Annotated in this window: 13 protein-coding genes; 10 read left to right on the top strand and 3 right to left on the bottom strand. The window is 65.3% G+C overall.

Annotated features, from left to right (window positions below):
- Positions 1-8: 8 nt before the first annotated feature.
- The 10 genes from ASF84_RS27455 (at position 9) to ASF84_RS27495 (ending at position 12689) form a co-directional block, all read left to right on the top strand.
- Positions 9-3236 carry a serine/threonine-protein kinase gene (locus tag ASF84_RS27455; RefSeq protein WP_056842059.1) on the top strand — a complete coding sequence of 1076 codons (3228 nt, stop codon included), beginning with the start codon at positions 9-11 and terminating at the stop codon, positions 3234-3236.
- Complete coding sequence (locus ASF84_RS27460; protein ID WP_056842060.1) at positions 3236-3955, top strand: ABC transporter ATP-binding protein; 720 nt, start codon at positions 3236-3238, stop codon at positions 3953-3955. The genes ASF84_RS27455 and ASF84_RS27460 overlap by 1 nt, the downstream gene beginning before the upstream one ends.
- Positions 3952-5160 (top strand): ABC transporter permease, encoded by a 1209-nt coding sequence (locus tag ASF84_RS27465; protein WP_056842061.1) that lies wholly within the window; start codon positions 3952-3954, stop codon positions 5158-5160. The genes ASF84_RS27460 and ASF84_RS27465 overlap by 4 nt, the downstream gene beginning before the upstream one ends.
- Positions 5153-6880 carry a formylglycine-generating enzyme family protein gene (locus ASF84_RS27470; protein WP_056842062.1) on the top strand — a complete coding sequence of 576 codons (1728 nt, stop codon included), beginning with the start codon at positions 5153-5155 and terminating at the stop codon, positions 6878-6880. Before ASF84_RS27465 ends, ASF84_RS27470 begins: the two co-directional genes overlap by 8 nt.
- An 86-nt stretch (positions 6881-6966) precedes the next feature.
- A complete protein-coding gene (gene tagQ / locus ASF84_RS27475) occupies positions 6967-7914 on the top strand; it encodes a type VI secretion system-associated lipoprotein TagQ (protein WP_056842063.1) in 948 nt (315 codons plus the stop codon).
- 247 nt (positions 7915-8161) lie between these two features.
- A complete protein-coding gene (locus tag ASF84_RS27480) occupies positions 8162-9067 on the top strand; it encodes a hypothetical protein (RefSeq protein WP_056842064.1) in 906 nt (301 codons plus the stop codon).
- Positions 9064-9504 carry a hypothetical protein gene (locus ASF84_RS27485; RefSeq protein WP_056842065.1) on the top strand — a complete coding sequence of 147 codons (441 nt, stop codon included), beginning with the start codon at positions 9064-9066 and terminating at the stop codon, positions 9502-9504. The genes ASF84_RS27480 and ASF84_RS27485 overlap by 4 nt, the downstream gene beginning before the upstream one ends.
- A gap of 64 nt (positions 9505-9568) precedes the next feature.
- A complete protein-coding gene (locus ASF84_RS27490; protein ID WP_056842066.1) occupies positions 9569-11716 on the top strand; it encodes a M48 family metallopeptidase in 2148 nt (715 codons plus the stop codon).
- Positions 11717-11924: 208 nt separating this feature from the next.
- Positions 11925-12074: a hypothetical protein gene (locus tag ASF84_RS29345; RefSeq protein ID WP_156684418.1), complete on the top strand. Its 150-nt coding sequence runs from the start codon at positions 11925-11927 to the stop codon at positions 12072-12074.
- A 186-nt stretch (positions 12075-12260) separates the two neighbouring features.
- A complete protein-coding gene (locus ASF84_RS27495; protein WP_056842067.1) occupies positions 12261-12689 on the top strand; it encodes an acyl-CoA thioesterase in 429 nt (142 codons plus the stop codon).
- A 75-nt stretch (positions 12690-12764) separates the two neighbouring features.
- Here the strand turns inward: ASF84_RS27495 and ASF84_RS27500 are convergent, their stop codons facing one another.
- The 3 genes from ASF84_RS27500 to fdhD form a co-directional block, all read right to left on the bottom strand.
- Positions 12765-13244, bottom strand: a complete 480-nt coding sequence (locus tag ASF84_RS27500; protein WP_056842068.1) for a YMGG-like glycine zipper-containing protein — start codon at positions 13242-13244, stop codon at positions 12765-12767.
- A gap of 301 nt (positions 13245-13545) precedes the next feature.
- On the bottom strand, positions 13546-15879 hold the full coding sequence (locus tag ASF84_RS27505) for an FdhF/YdeP family oxidoreductase (RefSeq protein ID WP_056842069.1): 2334 nt from the start codon (positions 15877-15879) through the stop codon (positions 13546-13548).
- Positions 15876-16715: a formate dehydrogenase accessory sulfurtransferase FdhD gene (gene fdhD / locus ASF84_RS27510; protein ID WP_056842070.1), complete on the bottom strand. Its 840-nt coding sequence runs from the start codon at positions 16713-16715 to the stop codon at positions 15876-15878. The genes ASF84_RS27505 and fdhD overlap by 4 nt, the downstream gene beginning before the upstream one ends.
- Between the last annotated feature and the right edge of the window lie 3 nt (positions 16716-16718).

Genomic DNA, 16718 nt, shown 5'->3' on the forward strand with positions numbered 1-16718 from the left:
GAGCCGTTATGGACATGCAGATTCCTGGATTCGACATCGACGGTGAAATTGGCGAAGGCGCCATGGCCACGGTGTACCTGGCCACCCAGCGTTCGCTGGAGCGCAAGGTCGCGCTCAAGGTCATGGCTGCCAGTCTCGCCGAAGACCCCAGCTTCTGCGAGCGCTTCCTGCGCGAAGGCCGCACCCTGGCGCGGCTGTCGCACCCGCACATCGCGACCATCCATGACATCGGCAATGTCGGCCCGCTGTATTACATGGCGATGGAATACCTGCCCAGCGGCACGCTCAAGGAGCGCATCGGCGCCGGGCTGGCAGCCGAATACGGCCTGGTCTATATCCGCCAGATCGCCGCTGCGCTCGGCTACGCCCATGCCCAGGGCCTGGTGCACCGCGACGTCAAGCCGGCCAACATTCTGTTCCGGGCCGACGGCACCGCCGTGCTCTCAGACTTCGGCATTGCCAAGTCGATGGACGACCGCACCCAGTTCACCCAGGCCGGCTTTGCCATCGGCACGCCGAGCTACATGAGCCCGGAGCAGGCGCGTGGCCAGGACATCGACGGTCGCGCCGACCTCTACGCGCTGGGCGTGGTGCTCTACGAAATCCTGGTCGGACGCCTGCCGTACAGCGGCCCCGACGCGCTGTCCACTGCCCTGGCACACCTGACCGAGCCGCTGCCGGAGCTGCCGCTGCAGCATGACCGTTACCAGGACATCCTCAGCCGCCTGCTGGCCAAGGACCCGGCCGACCGCTTTGCCACGGCCCAGGCGCTGGTCGCCGCCCTTGATGAACTGGCCCAGGCCGACCCCGTCCGCGACAGCGAGCGCACGCAGTTCCGGCCCTTGCCCGACCCACAGGCGATCAAGCCGCTGCCGGCCCCCGGCGACGACCTGGCCGGGCTGACGCCGGTGTCCATCGATATTCCGGGTCAGGCGCCGTTGAGCCTGGACAAGCCGCACGCCGGGCCGTCATCGCCGCCGCAACCCGCGCCAGGCCCGGACAAGCCCCAGGCTCCGCCACCGCCCAGGCCCGGCTCGTCGCCGCAGCCATCGCCATCACCGAACCGCCGTGGCCCGGCCAAGGCCCTGCTGGCCGTGGCGGTGGCCGCCGCGCTGGGCATCGGCATCGGCGGCTACCTGTGGCTGGGCGTGGGCCAGCCGCAGCCGGCGGCGCAGCCGCCCTCGAACGTCGACTATGCCACGAGCGCCGACACACCGGCCCAAGGCGGCACGGCCCCGGTGCCGGCCTCGACGCCCACTACGCCAGCCACTGCCACGGCCCCCACCACCGCCGCCGCGCAAGCCCCTGGCGATACCGGCCGGCCCTTACTGATGGCCGGCAAGAAGACCCTGTACCAGCGCGTGCTGAGCAAGCCCGACGCGCAACTGGCCGCCGAGCCAGGCGGTGCCGGAGGGCAAGCCTTGCCGGCGTTTTCGGTGCTGTATGTCTATGAGCGCCGCGACGCGGCCGACGGCCAGTGGCTGCGGGTCGGCGCCGGCAGTGACGGGCGCAGCGAGGGCTGGTTGCCGGCCGCGCAGGTCAGCGACTGGAAGCAGAGCCTGGTGCTCAAGTTCACCGAACGCTCTGGCCGTTCGCCGGTGATGTTCGTGCGCGACGCCAAGCAACTGGAAAATCTGATCGCCAGCCCGATCACCGCGCGCAAATTGCTGATGCAGGCGCAGAACGACCCTCAGGACAACAGCCAGGTGCTGGCCCTTGAACCGACCGCCAGTGCGGTGCCGCAGGAGCAGTTCTACCTGCTGCCGATCTTCGAGGCCAAAGAAGGCTTCGACGAAGACGGCCAGCCGATGCAGATGCTCAACGTGGCGTCCATCGACCCCGGTCGCCAGGCCGCCGGAAATGACCTGAACCTGGCCGGCGCCCTGGGTGCCAGCGCCGCCAACCAGGCTCACGGCCAGACCCAGGCCGCCCAGGCCCAGACACAAGCCCAGGCCCAGGCCAAAGCCTTTCGCACCGCCGTGGTGCTGGTGGTCGACACCTCGGTGTCGATGCAGCCCTACATCGATCAGGTGCGCGAGGTGGTGCATCAGTTGCAGAGCAAGATCGCCCAGCGCGGCGAGCTCGACAGCGTCAGCTTCGGCCTGGTGGGCTTTCGCAACAACACCACCAAGACGCCGGGCCTGCAGTACCTGGCCAAGACGCTGGTTACTTTGGAGCAGGGCAGCGACCCGCAGCGCTTCATGCAACTGGCGCAACAGGTCAAGGCCACCTCGGTGTCCAGCCACTCGTTCAACGAAGACGCCTTCGCCGGCATCATGCAGGCCGTCGACGGCATGGACTGGTCCGGCTACGGCGGGCGCCTGATCCTGTTGGTCAGCGACGCCGGTGCCCTGCGCAAGAGCGACCCGCTGAGCAGCACGCAGATGAACGAAGCCGAAGTGCGCCAGGCCGCGCTGGGCAAGCAGATCAAGATCTACGCCTTGCACCTGCGCACCGACGCCGGCAAGAAAAACCACGACTCGGCCGAGCAGCAATACCGGGTGCTGACCGCCGACGCCAACCCGCGCATCGGTGACCTGTACGTGCCGGTGGCCGGCGGTGACGTGGCGCAGTTCGGCCAGCGGGTCGACGAGATCGGCACGGTGTTCGCCGACCTGGTGCACCAGGTGCGCAGCAACCAGCCGCAGGCCGTGCCGCTGCTGGCCAAGGCGCCAAGCCTGGGCGAAAAATCCGCCGCCGTCGGCTACGCCATGCACATGGACTTTCTCGGCCGCAAGCAGGCCAGCCAGGCGCCGCAGCTGGTCAGCGCCTGGGCCGCCGACCGCGACCTGACCAACCCGGCGCTGCCAGCCTTCCAAGTCTGCGTGATGCTCACCAAGCTGCAGCTCAACGACCTGCAACAGTCGCTGAAGCTGATCGTCGATGCGGCGCGCAAGACCCAGAGTTCGCCCAAGGATTTCTTCCAGGAAATCGCCAGCGCCAGCGCCTATATGAGCCGCGACCCGCAAGCCCTGCGCTCGGGGGCCAACCTGGCCCGTGGCGGGGTGCTGGGTGAGTACCTCGAAGGCCTGCCGTACCGCAGCAAGTCGCTGAACATGACCCAGGACCTGTGGCTGTCGCTGAGCGTGGCCGAGCAGGAAGACTTCATCGACGAGCTGGAATCGAAGATCCGCCTGTACGAGACCTTCCACAACGACCTGGCCAACTGGGTGCGGTTCGGTGACGCGGAGCCGGGGGACGCGCTGTACCGCGTGCCCCTGTCGACGCTGCCGTGATGCTCAGCCTGCGCGACGTGCGCAAGACCCGTGGCGTCGGTGCCCAGCGCTACAGCCTGGAGGTCCCGCGCCTGGAACTGCAAGGCGGCCAGCACTGTGCGCTGGTCGGCCCCAGCGGCTGCGGCAAGAGCACCTTGCTTGACCTGCTGGCGCTGGTGCTGGCGCCGGATCATGCCCAGCGCTTCGATTTTTCCACGCCGCAAGGCGAGTTCGACATCAAGGGCCTGTGGCGCGAAGGCCAGCAGACCCAACTGGCCGCACTGCGCAGCCGGCACCTGGGCTATGTGCTGCAGACCGGCGGGTTGCTGGGCTTTCTCGATGTGCGCGGCAATATCGATCTGTCACGGCGCCTGCTCGGGTTGGGCAACGACGGCAGTGTCGAGCACCTGGCCGAGCAACTGGAAATCGCCGATCAGTTGCGCAAGAAGCCCGGCGCCCTGTCGGTGGGCCAGCGCCAGCGGGTCAGTTGCGCCCGCGCCCTGGCGCATGGCCCGCAATTGCTGCTGGCCGACGAACCCACGGCCGCGCTGGACCCGCTCAATGCCGGTCGGGTCATGCAACTGCTGCTCAAGCAGGCGCACAAGCAGCGCGCCTGCTGCATCATCGCCACCCATGACGAAGGCCTGGCGCGCCAGGCCGGCTTGAGCGTGCTGCGCATCAGTTGCCGGCGCGACGCCGATGGCGGCGTGACCGCGACCCTGGGCGAGGTGCGCGCATGAAGCCGGCCACCCACCTGATGCTGGTGGCCAGCCTGGCCTGGCAGGATTACCGTGCCGACCGGCGCTTGTCGGCCTGCAGTGTGCTGGCGCTGGTGGCGGTGATCGCGCCGCTGCTGGTGCTGTTCGGGCTCAAGTTCGGCCTGATCGGCAGCCTGACCGAGCGCCTGGAACAGGACCCGGCTGTGCGCGAAATCATTCCGCTGGGCGGCGGGCGCTTCAACGGCGAGGCGATCACGGCGCTGGGGATGCGTGCGGACGTCGCCTTCGTGGTGCCGCGCACCCGGCAGATCGCCGCCACGGCAGACGTGAGCCTGCCCGGGCAGGCAGCGCTGAACGTCGAGATGATCCCCAGCGCCGAGGGCGACCCGCTGCTGGGCCCGATCATGCCGCCGCGGGGCCTGGACAGCGTGCTGCTGAGCAAGACCGCCGCTGAAAAGCTCAAGGCCCAGACCGGTGACTGGCTTGATGCAGTCTTCACCCGCCAGGTGGCCGGAAGGGTCGAATCGCGCCGGGTGCAGGTCAACGTCATGGCCGTGCTGCCGCTTGAAGCGTTCCAGCGCGATGCCCTGTTTGCCGACCTGGCGCTATTGCAGGCGGCCGAGGATTACCGTGACGGGCGCGCGGTGCCGGCGTTGGGCTGGCCGGGCGAGCCTCGTAGCGACGTGGCGCGTATCTACCCGGCGTTTCGCCTGTATGCCCGCAGTCTGAACGATGTCGAAACCCTGCGCCGGCATTTTGCCGACGCCGGCTTGCTGGTGTCGACCCAGGCCCAGGCCATCGCCCAGGTGCAGTCGCTGAGCCGCAACCTGTCGATCGTGTTCTGGGTGATTGCCGCCCTGGCCATGGGCGGCGGCTGTGCGGCCATCGTCGCTGGCACCCTGGCGACCATCGAACGCAAGCGCCGCGAGCTGTCGGTATTGCGTTTGCTGGGGTTTGGTACGGGGGCCTTGCTGGCCTTCGTGGTGTTGCAGGCGCTGTACAGCGGTGTGATGGCCGCCGCAATTGGCGCACTTTTATATGCAATTGCAGAGCTGGGGCTGAACCGTTTATTCGTTCAGGTGTCTGGCGAGTATGCCAGTCAGCTATTGCCTCGCCATTACCTGGTGGCACTGGTGGCAGTGCTCGGCATCAGCGCCGTCGCGGCGCTGCTGGGCGGCTGGCGCGTATCACGGATCGAAGCTTCGGAAGGAATCAGAGATGTTTGAGTTGCGCAGGGCCTCACAGGCACTGGCGGTCGCGGCGTTGTGCCTGGCGGCGACAGCCGTGCAGGCCGAAGAAGTCCCGAACAAGCTGGATAACCCCAAGCCCTTGCCCGATGACGTCAGCCTGCCGCTGCCGTGCGGTGGCGAGATGGTCATGCGCTATGTGTACATCCTCGCCGAAGGCAGCCTGGACGACCGCGAGATCAGCCTGGGCTACCCGTTCAACGAGGGTGAAGCCGGCTACAAGCAGTCGTTCATCTCCGGCTACCGGCGCGACTTCATCAATGGCCAGTTCACCTTGCAGGACCTGTCGGCCGACTGGCGCAAAAGCATCGGCCCGATGCTGCCCAAGGCCGAGGCCGGCACGCCGCTCAAGCCGATGATGTATTTCATTGGCAAATATGAAGTGACCCAGCGCCAGTACAGCCAGGTCATGGCCCAGGCGCAATCACTGGCCAGCGGCGAACCGGCCCCGGCTTGCGAAGCGGTCGAGGGCATGGCCGGGCGTCTGCCCCAGGTCAGCCTGTCGCGCTTCGAGGCCGAGCGCTTTGCCGCGGTGTACAGCGCCTGGCTGATGAAAAACCACCGTGACCTGCTGCCGGTCAGCGGCCGGGGCAAGAGTGACGACGACGGCGGCATCGGCTTTGTGCGCCTGCCCACGGAAGTGGAGTGGGAGTTCGCCGCCCGTGGCGCCCAGGCGGTCAGTCGCCAGGACCTGGAGGGCCGGTTGTTCCCGCGCCGCCAGGAAGGCCAGGAGGGCGATGGCCCGCTGGCCGACTGGGCGGTGTACAACCAGGTGGCCGGTGGCACCGGCCAGGCGGCGCGGCTGATGCCCGTCGGCACTAAACAACCCAACCCGATCGGCCTGTTCGATGTGATCGGCAACGCCGCCGAGATGGTCCAGGAGTCGTTCCAGCTGGTGCACGCCGGGCGCCGCCAGGGCACCTACGGCGGTTTTGTGGCCAAGGGCGGCAACTACCTGGAAGGCGAGGGCACGCTGTTCACCGGCATGCGCCGCGAGTACCCGCTGTTCGCCGCCGACGGCACCGAGCAGCGCAACGAGACCACCGGCTTTCGGGTTGCACTGGGCGCCTTGTCGGCGCCGCGCTCGCGCTACAAGGAGCTGTTCGAGCAATGGCAGAAGGACGGTCGGCTGGCCTCGCTGACCGACGATATCGCCGCCGTCAATGACCCGACCCAGCGCCTGGACACCCTGATCGGCACCACCGCCGACCCGCGCCTGCAAGCCGAGCTGGGGCTGGTCAACGAAGAGCTCAAGCGCAACGTGGCGCTGATCGCGATGCAACGCGAAGAAGCCGCCGGCAACCTGATCCAGTCGGCGGCCCTGGTGGCCGAGACCATCAATAACTACAACATCCGCCTGACCAACCTGCAGAAAAGCCAGAAGCAGGCGGCTGACGCCAAGGACCAGGCCAGCGCCGCGATGTTCGACGCGGCCATTGCCAACGGTCGCAGCGCGCTGGACGGCGCGGTGGCGATCTACATCGACAACCTGGCCACCGGCACGCGCTACACCGATGCGGTGATCCAGGCCCAGTTTCAGCGGGTCAAGGAAGAGCTCAATCGCAAGCCGGTCATCGGCAAGAGCCTGATGAACCGCGCCACGCTGTTCGTGCGTCATGTCGGCGAGTACCGCCAGAACAAGCGCGCCGACCCGGCCTTGATCCTCAAGCAATTGCTTGCATCGGTCAGCACTCAGTGACTGTCCGTTGCAAGCAGGCAACGCAAGAAATCCGGACGGCATGGGGCCGTACCGGGTTGGTTGAAACCTCAAGAAGAGAAGCCGTCATGTCCCTGTCCCGCAACCCCCTCGCAAGCTTCGTGAAAAGCCGCACCCTGATGATGGCCACGGCCGGATTCAGCGCTGTCCTGCTGACCGGTTGCGCCAGCTCCCCGGTGTCCAAGGTTGGCGCGACCACCAAGGTCGAGTACTACCCGAGCTGCTACGAGCCGGTGCAGCACCTGCGCCAGACCGACTCGGACATGACCAAGTCGGTGGTCACCGGTGCTGCGATCGGCGCTGTCGGCGGTGCGCTGACCGGTGTGCTGACCGGCAACAAGGAAAATCGCGGCCGCAATGCCGCCATCGGTGCGGCCGGCGGCGCTTTGGTAGGCGGTGCGGCCGGTTACTACACCGAGCGCCAGAAGCAGATCGCCGATGACAACCAGCGCATTGCCTCCTACGCCACCGACTTCAGCAAGAGCTCGGCCGACATCGACCGCAGCACGGCCTACGCCCAGGCCTCGCAATCGTGCTACCAGCGCGAGTTCACCAGCCTGGTGTCGGGTCGCAAGGCCAACACCATCAACGAAACCGAAGGCCGCAAGCGCCTGGCGGAAATCGTGGCCGGCCTGAAGGAGTCCAACGACCTGATCGCCGCCGTCAACGGCCGCGCCAGCGAAGACCTGAGCAACTACACCCAGGCCTACGAGGCCGACCTGCAGCAAGTGGGCGTCAAGCGTAACGACGTCGTGGTCGTGGCCGCAGCCGAAGAGCCGAAAGTGGTGACCACCTCGAGCAACGGCGGCAAGAAACCGCCGGTCAAGAACCCGAAATCCGGCGGCAAGCTGCCTGTCGTGCCAAGAGAAGCGGTCAGCACCGAGAAGTCCCTGCGCGACGCCAAGGACAAGCAGGAGCAAGGCAAGCAGGTCGCCGCTGCCGGTCAGACCCAGGTCAACAGCATGTGCAAGAACCCCGACGTGGGCGACTGGGCACCGGTGCCTTGCCCGGCGTGATCTGATCCAGGCTGACGCCTGATCCGGGCTGACGCCTGATCCGGGCTGACGCCTGACTCGGGCTGACGCCTGATCCGGATAGGCGCCTGTAGGAGCGCGCTCTGCCCGCGACCGGCTGCGTTAGCAGTCGTAGATTTTCAGCGTTTCCGAGATTTTGCGAGCGCTTCGCACTCGGTCGCGGTGGTCCGGCATTCCGGCAAGCGCGCTCCTACCAGGGCGTCTGTTTCTATCGTTTCAAGGAAGACCCATGTCTGAAGTCATGATCGGGCTGCGTAACAGCCCTTCGCAAGTAATGGCCCGGCAACGGATCGAGGCCAGGATCAATACCCGCAAGCTGTTCGCCGCCATTGACGCCGACCCTGCAATCGTCGGCGCCGGGGTGGTGTACATCGATGCCGATTTCAATGTCGTGACGCTGCGCGAATTTACCCCGCTGTGCAGTCTCAAGCCCAAGCGCATCATCGTGCGCGAGGCGCAGCGCAATATTTCGCCGCAGCAGTTTGCCCAGCATGTGCAGAGCAACCCGCGCGAATCGCGGCTGCTATACGAGGGTTTCAATGCCACGATGGCCTGCACCGGCGCCGTACTGGGCTGGATCGCGGTCATCGGTGGTACGGCCATCGTGCCGTTTACCGGCGGTGCGAGCCTGGTGATCACCTCGCTGGGGCTGGCCGCCACGGCGGCCAGTACTGCGCAGTGCGGCATTGGCCTTGCACGGGTCGGTAATGAAGTGCTCAGCCCGGCCAACAACGACGCGCTCGACAGCAACGAGTGGTACCAAGGCATCTCGCAAGCGCTGGACATCGTGGCCCTGTCGGGCGTGGGTGCGGCAGGACTGACCGTTGCCAAGCTGCTCAATGCGCGCAAGGCCATGACCGGGCGTAGCTGGTTCCAGAGCCTGAAGAATCTCAACCGGCAGGAGCGCAAGCGTCTGACCGATGAGCTGCTGCAGATCGAGAACCCGACCCTGACGCCCAAGTTGCGCAAGGCGCTGCAAGAGGCCGGCGCCATGCCCAAGCGCTACGGGGCTACGGAAATCTCGGCGAAGTTTGCCGTGACGCTCAAGGATGCTCTGGGCATCGGCACGGGACTGGCCGGCAGCGGCATCGTGCAAAGCTATGCGATCGGCCTGTATGAGGAGCTGGGCGAGTGAGGCAGGACACGGACTTTCTGACGATCCTGCGCCGGCATTTTCCCGTGTTCATCGGCGCCTTCTTCCTGGCGCTGTTTGCCTTGTCAGTGTCCCTGATCCTGCTGTTCGCGCTGTACCCTTCGGCACAGGCCGACTACGCACAGCACCTGGTCATGGCCAACCTGGGCCTGGCGGTCTACTTGTGCTCGGCCAATTTCCTGGTCATTCGCGGACGCCCCTGGGGCGTGTGGCCGGTGGTGGCGGCGATGGTGGTGTGCCTGCTGGTGGTCGTCTTCAACTGGGGCCACCGGGGCGTGCCGCAGGCAATGTACATCGTTGGCGTGCTGCTGCCGCTGCTGACCTTACTGGTACTCAACAGCTCCCGCTACCGGGCCATGCTGGCCGCCATGGTGCAGGTGCGCGAGCAACGGACCCTGGCGCGCAAACAGAAAAAGTAACCGCTGTATTCCATGAACGGGCCATCGCCCCTGTGCGGCTCATGCCGCTTTTCAAGTGAAGCCCATGAAGAACCTGAAGCTGATTGCTGTTCTGGTCCTGCTGCCCTTGTGCCTGGTGTTGCTGGGCGGCTGGCAGCTGCAGCGCAGCCTGTCGAGCGACGCTGAGCACGAAAGGCGGCTGGCCGAAATGACCACACTGCGTCCGGCGCTCATTGCCATGCAGGCACGCTCCAGCACCGCGACGCTCGACGTCGGCTCCCAGCGCATCTCGATCCCTGAGGCCTTGAAGCGCCAGGCGCGTGTCAGTGCGCACCTGGAGACGCAGCTGTCGATCGACAGGGCCCGGCATGGGCTGGCCATCATGGTGATGGTGACCAGCCTTCTGGCGGCGCTGATCGGCTTGATCGGGTTGCTGGGGGTATCGCGGGCGGCGGCGCGGGCCGCGCACTCGCGTGAGCGTCTGCTGCAGACCTTTACCTGGGTCAGCCAACGGCTGCCGTACGTGCTGATGGGCCATGTCCTGGCCATGAGCGCCGCCGTCGCTGGCATCATGGGGTTCGAAGCGCTGAGCCTTTGGCCTGAAGGCAAGCTGTCGCAAATGCGGCTTGGCGTCATGATCGTGGTCGGGGCATTCGGGCTGCTGTGTGTGTACATGCTGTGGCGCGCCATCCGGCAACTGCGTGTCATCCTGCACATGTTCGAGCCGGCGCCCTTGCCGGTGCTTGGGCAGGCCGTGGGTCGCGAGCAGGCCCCTGGCCTGTGGGCGTTCGTCGACACCCTGGCCGAGCGCCTGGGCGCGCTGGCGCCGCAGCATATCGTCGTCGGTCTCAGCGAAGGCTTTTACGTCACCTCCAGTGATGTTCAACTGCAGCCGTGCGGCACGAGCGTGTCCGGGCGCACGCTGCATGTGCCCATCACCTACCTGGGGGTGCTCGACAGCGCTGAGGTCAGTGCGGTGATTGGTCATGAGCTGGCGCATTTCGCCGGTGAAGACACCGAGTACAGCCTGCGCTTTCTGCCGATCTACGACGGCATTGGCCGCAGCATGACGGTGATGGTCGATATCCTGGTCGAAGGCGGGCTGCTGCAACGCTTGATCATGCAGCCGTCCTTCATGCTGGGGCTGCATTTCCTGGCGTCGTTCGACCACTCGGTGAGCCACTGGAGCCGCCAGCGCGAGCTGGCCGCCGATGCGGCCGGCGCGCAACTGGGCGGGCAACTGGCCGCCGCCTCGGCGCTGGTCAGAATCAGTGCCATCGAGCCATTGCTCGTCCAGGGGCTGGAGGCGCGCATGGTCCCGGCGATGGCGGCCGATCCCGAACAGCCCCGGGAGGTCGACCTGCCGGCCAGCCTGCTCAACGAGCTGGCGCAACAGGCGCTGGTGTTGCCCGACGACTACCTGACAGTGCAACTGCCGCACCCTTCCGACACCCACCCTTGTAACGGCGAGCGCCTGGTGGCCTTGCAGGTCGAGACCGAGGTGGCCATCAGCCGCGGGGTGCGGCCTGTGGATGCCGTGCAGGCCGGGCACGTCCTGCACGGGTATTTCAGTGATGCGCCAGGGTTGTGCGCGCGCCTGGGCCAGGACTTTCTCGACTATTACGCCGTTCAGGATGCCGAGCTGGTCCAGCAACTGCGCGACACGGCCGGTCGGGTCGAAGGCGAGGTGCACCTGCACGAAGGCGCCAGGATCCACGGCTGGGTGACGACTGTGCTGTTCGGCCTGATGACCGGGGTCGGCCTGGTGGCGCTGCTGGCGCCGCTGTTTTTGCCGCAGGAAACCTCGGACGCCAAGGACGTGCTGCTGATCGTCGGCTTCATCGCCACCGGGGTCGGGGCCTCCTTGCTGCCTTCGTCCGTGCGCCTGATCCGCCGCGCCGACCAGACCGCACTGTCATTGACACCCGATCACCTGGTGTTTGCCAATATCAAGACACCGGTGCCGATCTGGGACATTGCGCTCTTCAATCTGGAGATTCATCAGGGCACCCAACTGAGCTTTATCCTGGAAGAACAGGTGCCCTTGCCCGAGATCACCCGGCGTGGGTATTTCCAGCCCGGGGCCAAGGTTGACCGCAAGCAACGATTGGTAACCCTGAAGCTGGAGAAATTCTGCCGCGATGGCAAGACGCTCCAGATCGATGAGCTGGCCGAACTGGTGCAGACCTACATCAATGCCGGCCATGCCCGGCACGTGCTGCAGCAACTGTAGGAGCGACCAACGGTCGCGACCACTGACTTGACCGCAGGCAATAAAAAACCCGCCGAGGCGGGTTTGTTGTCCAAAACCATTCCAACTCCCTGTCAGCAGCGTCCAGGCAATGGTTGATCATCCTTGATCCTGACCCGCGTCCTGCTTGTCAGTGGATTGGATCCAATATATGCGTATCCGGACGGGCTTCAAAGAGCGATTATCCTAAATGCGTGTAAGCCTTTGGCTATACATGCTGATCGGCCTGATTCGCATTTTCTTTTTCACGGGCAATAAAAAACCCGCCGAAGCGGGTTCTTGTTCCAAGACCATTCCAACATCCTGTCAGGAGCATCCGGGCATGGTCGATCGTCCTTGATCCTGGCGGGCTTCCTGCTCACCAGTGGTTGGATCCAAATATAGGCTTATGCGCAGGGTGTGCAAAGGGCAATGTTGCTCTATTGCGTGTAAGCCTTTGGCTATACATCACCTCCCGGGCGGTCGGCAAACACGCTTTGTCCCTGTACCGTAGTCAGCCGTTTCGCCGTCTTCATGAGCCCGGACCATGTCTGAAGAGATTCCAGCACGCCATCACTATCGTCACTTCCAGCCCATCACTACGCGCTGGCAGGACAACGATATCTACGGCCACATCAATAACGTCACCTATTACGGTTTTTTCGACAGCGCCATCAATGCCTGGCTGATCGAGCGCGGCGCGCTGGATATTCACGACGGCCCGGTGGCAGGGCTGGTGGTGAGTTCGTCCTGTGACTATTTCGCGTCCATCGCCTACCCAGAACTGATCGAAGTGGGGCTGCGCGTGGCGCGTTTCGGCGGCAGTTCAGTGCAATACGACGTGGCGGTGTTCAGGGTCGGTGAGCCAGAACCCTGCGCGGCCGGGCGATTCGTACATGTGTTCGTGGACCGTGTGTCACAGCAGCCAGCGCCGCTGCCCGAAGCCCTGCGCGAGGCGTTGCAAGCGTTGTCCTGAAAGCGTTGCCCTGAAACCAGACTGGCCGCTCGAGAGCGGCCAGTGGGCTTTATGCAGCAGGTTGTGCGTCCGGGCTTAACGATGACGCCAGTGGCGATCGTGCTTGCGGTGACCGTAATGATTGCCACGGTTGCCGCGGCCGCCACGGTACTCACGACGGTCATTGCCGCCACGGTAGCGACGGTCGTCGTCGCGGCTTTCGTTGCCCATGTAGTTGCCCAGCGCACCACCGGCACCGCCGCCGGCGGCCGCGCCGATCAGGCTGCCGGTGTTGCCGCCGACGCTGCGGCCGACGACGTTGCCGCCCGCTGCGCCCAGGCCGCCACCGATGGCTGCTTCAGTACGGTTACGGCGATCGGCACCGACCGCACCACCGGCTGCGCCGCCCAGGCCGGCGCCGATGGCCGAACCTGTGCTGCCGCCGATCTGCTGACCGACGACCGAACCCAGTACCCCGCCCAATGCACCACCAACGCCCGCTTCCAGGTTACTGCCCGCCAGGGCGGAACCGGTCACGAGAGAAAGAGACAACAACAGAATCGAGGAGAGTTTCATAAAGGAATCTCGGATTGATGACGAGGCGATCCTGCAATTAACAAATGCTTCATGCAATGCAAATCCGACGAGTAACACGATTGCCGCACAAAGCGCTAAGTTACTGTTTTTACTAGGGAACTTAATTGTTTTTTAACAGTCATAGCTCACTTGATCACGGCCTGTTTCTTTAAAAAACAGGCCTTTTTTGTGCCTGCAGCCTGAAAGGTAACAGTTTGTTACAGCCGCTTGGGAAATAATTCAGCGCATAAAAAACGCCTGTTTTTGCAGGCGTTTTTTGCAGGCCGCTATTGGACCGTGATCAGACAATCCGTGCCGACGCGCCCGAGCGTTCCAGGCGGATGGCCACGAACTTCGACGTTGGCGTATGGCTGCCGTCGCCGACGCTCTCCAGCGGTACCAGCGGGTTGACCTCCGGGTAGTAGGCCGCCGCCTGGCCGGCAGGAATGTCGAAGGCCAGCAAGGTGAAGCCCTTGACGCGCCGCTCGTGCGCATCGCCCCAGATAGAGATCAGGTCGACCTTCTGCCCGGGCTGGAACCCCAGGCGAACGATGTCCGCCTCGTTGACGAATACCACGTCACGCTGGCCCTTGACCCCGCGATAGCGGTCATCGAGCCCGTAGATGGTGGTGTTGTACTGATCGTGCGAACGCATCGATTGCAGGATCAGGTCCGGCACCTGGCCGGTGGCATGCACACGCTCGTCGATCAGGCTGCCGGGCAGCGGGTTGGGCTTGAAGTTGGCGCGGGCCGTGGCGGTGTTCCAGTGCCGGGCGCCGGCCGCGTTGCCCAGGTAGAAGCCACCCGGGTGCTTGAGCCGCTCGTTGAAATCCTTGAAGCCGGGCAGGGTGTCGGCAATCAGGTCACGGATGCGGCGGTAGTCCTCGACCAGCCACAGCCAGTCCACCGGTTGCTTGCCCAGCGTGGCGTTGGCGATGCCGGCCAGGATCGCAGGCTCCGAGCGCATCTGCTTCGACAAGGGCTGCAACTGACCATTGGAGGCGTGGACCATGCTGAACGAGTCTTCCACCGTCACCGCTTGCGGGCCGTCGGCCTGCAGGTCGATGTCGGTACGACCCAGGCACGGCAGGATCAGGGCCTGCTTGCCATGAAACAGATGACTGCGGTTGAGCTTGGTGCTGATCTGCACGGTCAGGTCGCAGTTCTGCAAGGCGGCGGCGGTGCGTGGGCTGTCGGGGGTGGCCTGGGCGAAGTTGCCGCCCAGGGCGATGAACACCCTGGCCCGGCCCTCGGCCATGGCATGGATGGCCTCGACCACGTTATGGCCGTTGACGCGCGGCACCTTGAAGCCGAAGCGCTGTTCCAGGGCGTCGAGCAGGAACGCCGGCGGGCGCTCGTTGATGCCCATGGTACGGTCGCCCTGCACGTTGCTGTGGCCACGCACCGGGCACAGTCCGGCGCCTGGCCTGCCGATATTGCCGCGCAGCAGCATCAGGCTGGCGATTTCCTGGATGGTCGCCACCGAGTGGCGGTGCTGGGTAATGCCCATCGCCCAGCACATGATGACGTTCTTGCCCTTGGCGTACATGCGCGCGGCGCGCTCGATGTCTTCCATCGGCAGGCCGGACTGTTCGACCAGGACGCTCCACGGCGTGTCGTCGACCACGGCCAGGTAGTCGAGCAGGCCATGGGTGTGCTCGTTGAGAAATGTGTGGTCGAACACCGGCTCGCTGTTGCTGGCCTGGGCTTCGCGCTCCCACTGCAACAGGAACTTGGCCATGCCGCGCAGCAGTGCCATGTCGCCGCCCAGTGCCGGGCGCAGGTAGGCGGTGTTGGTCGGCTTGTCGCTGTTGGTGAGCATCTCCAGCGGGTGCTGCGGGTGCTGGAAGCGTTCCAGGCCGCGTTCCTTGAGCGGGTTGACGCACACCACCTGGGCACCGCGCTTGACCGCATCGCGCAGCGGATCGAGCATGCGCGGGTGGTTGGTGCCGGGGTTCTGGCCCAGCACGAAAATCGCATCGGCGTGTTCGAAGTCATCGAACGTCACCGTGCCCTTGCCGACCCCCACGCTCTGCGACAAGGCCACGCCGCTGGCCTCGTGGCACATGTTCGAGCAGTCAGGGAAGTTGTTGGTGCCAAAGGCGCGTACGAACAACTGGTACAGGTACGCCGCTTCGTTGCTGGCCCGGCCCGAGGTGTAGAACTCGGCCATGTTCGGGTCAGGCAGGGCATTGAGGTGCCGGGCAATCAGCGCAAAGGCATCATCCCAGGCGATGGGCTTGTAGCGGTCGCTCTGCGGGTCATAGACCATCGGCTCGGTCAGGCGGCCCTGGTATTCGAGCCAGTAGTCGCTCTGCTCCAGCAACTGGCTGACGCTATGGCGGGCAAAGAACGCGGCGTCGACGCGGCGCTTGGTGGCCTCCCAGTTGACCGCCTTGGCGCCGTTTTCACAGAACTTGACCATGCCGCTTTCCGGCGAGTCGCCCCAAGCGCAACCGGGGCAGTCGAAGCCGCCGTTCTGGTTGGTCTTGAGCATGGCCCGCAGGTTTTTCAGGGCGTTGTCGCTGCCCAGCCAGGCCTGGGTCACGCTGATCAGTGCCCCCCAGCCGCCGGCCGGCCCTTTATAGGGCTTGTAGCGCGGGGTCGGGGTCTTGTCGGCTTGATGATGAGTCACGGTCGGTTCTCCATCGCAGGGCTGTAAACCCGCGGCGCGCTGTGCTGCGGCAGGTGGATCAGGTTGAGGTTATGGCTGCGCGCCCATTGCAGGGCCAGTACCGTGGGCGACGACAGGCTGACCAGGGTCTGGAGGCCGGCGCGCAGGGCCTTCTGGATCAGTTCCAGGCTGCAGCGGCTGGTGACGACGGCCACGCCGCCGTCCAGAGCAATGTTCTGCCGGACCAGCGTGCCGATGAGTTTGTCCAGGGCGTTGTGCCGGCCGATGTCTTCGCGGCCCAGCAGCAACTCACCTTGATCATTCATGAACAAGGCGGCATGCACCGCACCGCTGTGCTGCCCCAATGGCTGAAAGGCGCCGATGCGCTGGCGCAGGCCGTCCAGCCACGCGGCCGGCGGCAGGGGTGCGCCGGGTAATACGGCAAGCTCCGGCAGGGCCTGATCGACTGCCTCCACACCGCACAGGCCGCAGCCGGTGGTACCGGTCAACTGGCGACGGTGTTCTTTCAGGGCCCAGAAAGCGCGGCTGGCGATCTCGACTTCGGCCTGCATGGACGAGCCACAGCCACTAAGGGTGAAATCGTAGATTTCGTCGGCCGAGGCCACGATGCCGCTGCCCAGGCTGAAACCGACCACGAAGTCTTCAAGGTCGGTGGGGCTGACCAGCATCACTGCCTGGCTGATGCCGTTATAGGCGATGGCCAGGGCGACTTCTTCGGCCAAGACGGCTTCGGCTGTTGGCGAGCCGTCGAGGCTGGCGTACTGATAGGCCTGGCTGGCGCCGGGCGCGGGCGCTTCCAGGGCCGACGCCGTACTGATCGTGCGCTTGGCATGCATGAC

This window comes from Pseudomonas sp. Leaf127 (assembly GCF_001423155.1).
Lineage (GTDB): Bacteria > Pseudomonadota > Gammaproteobacteria > Pseudomonadales > Pseudomonadaceae > Aquipseudomonas > Aquipseudomonas ovata.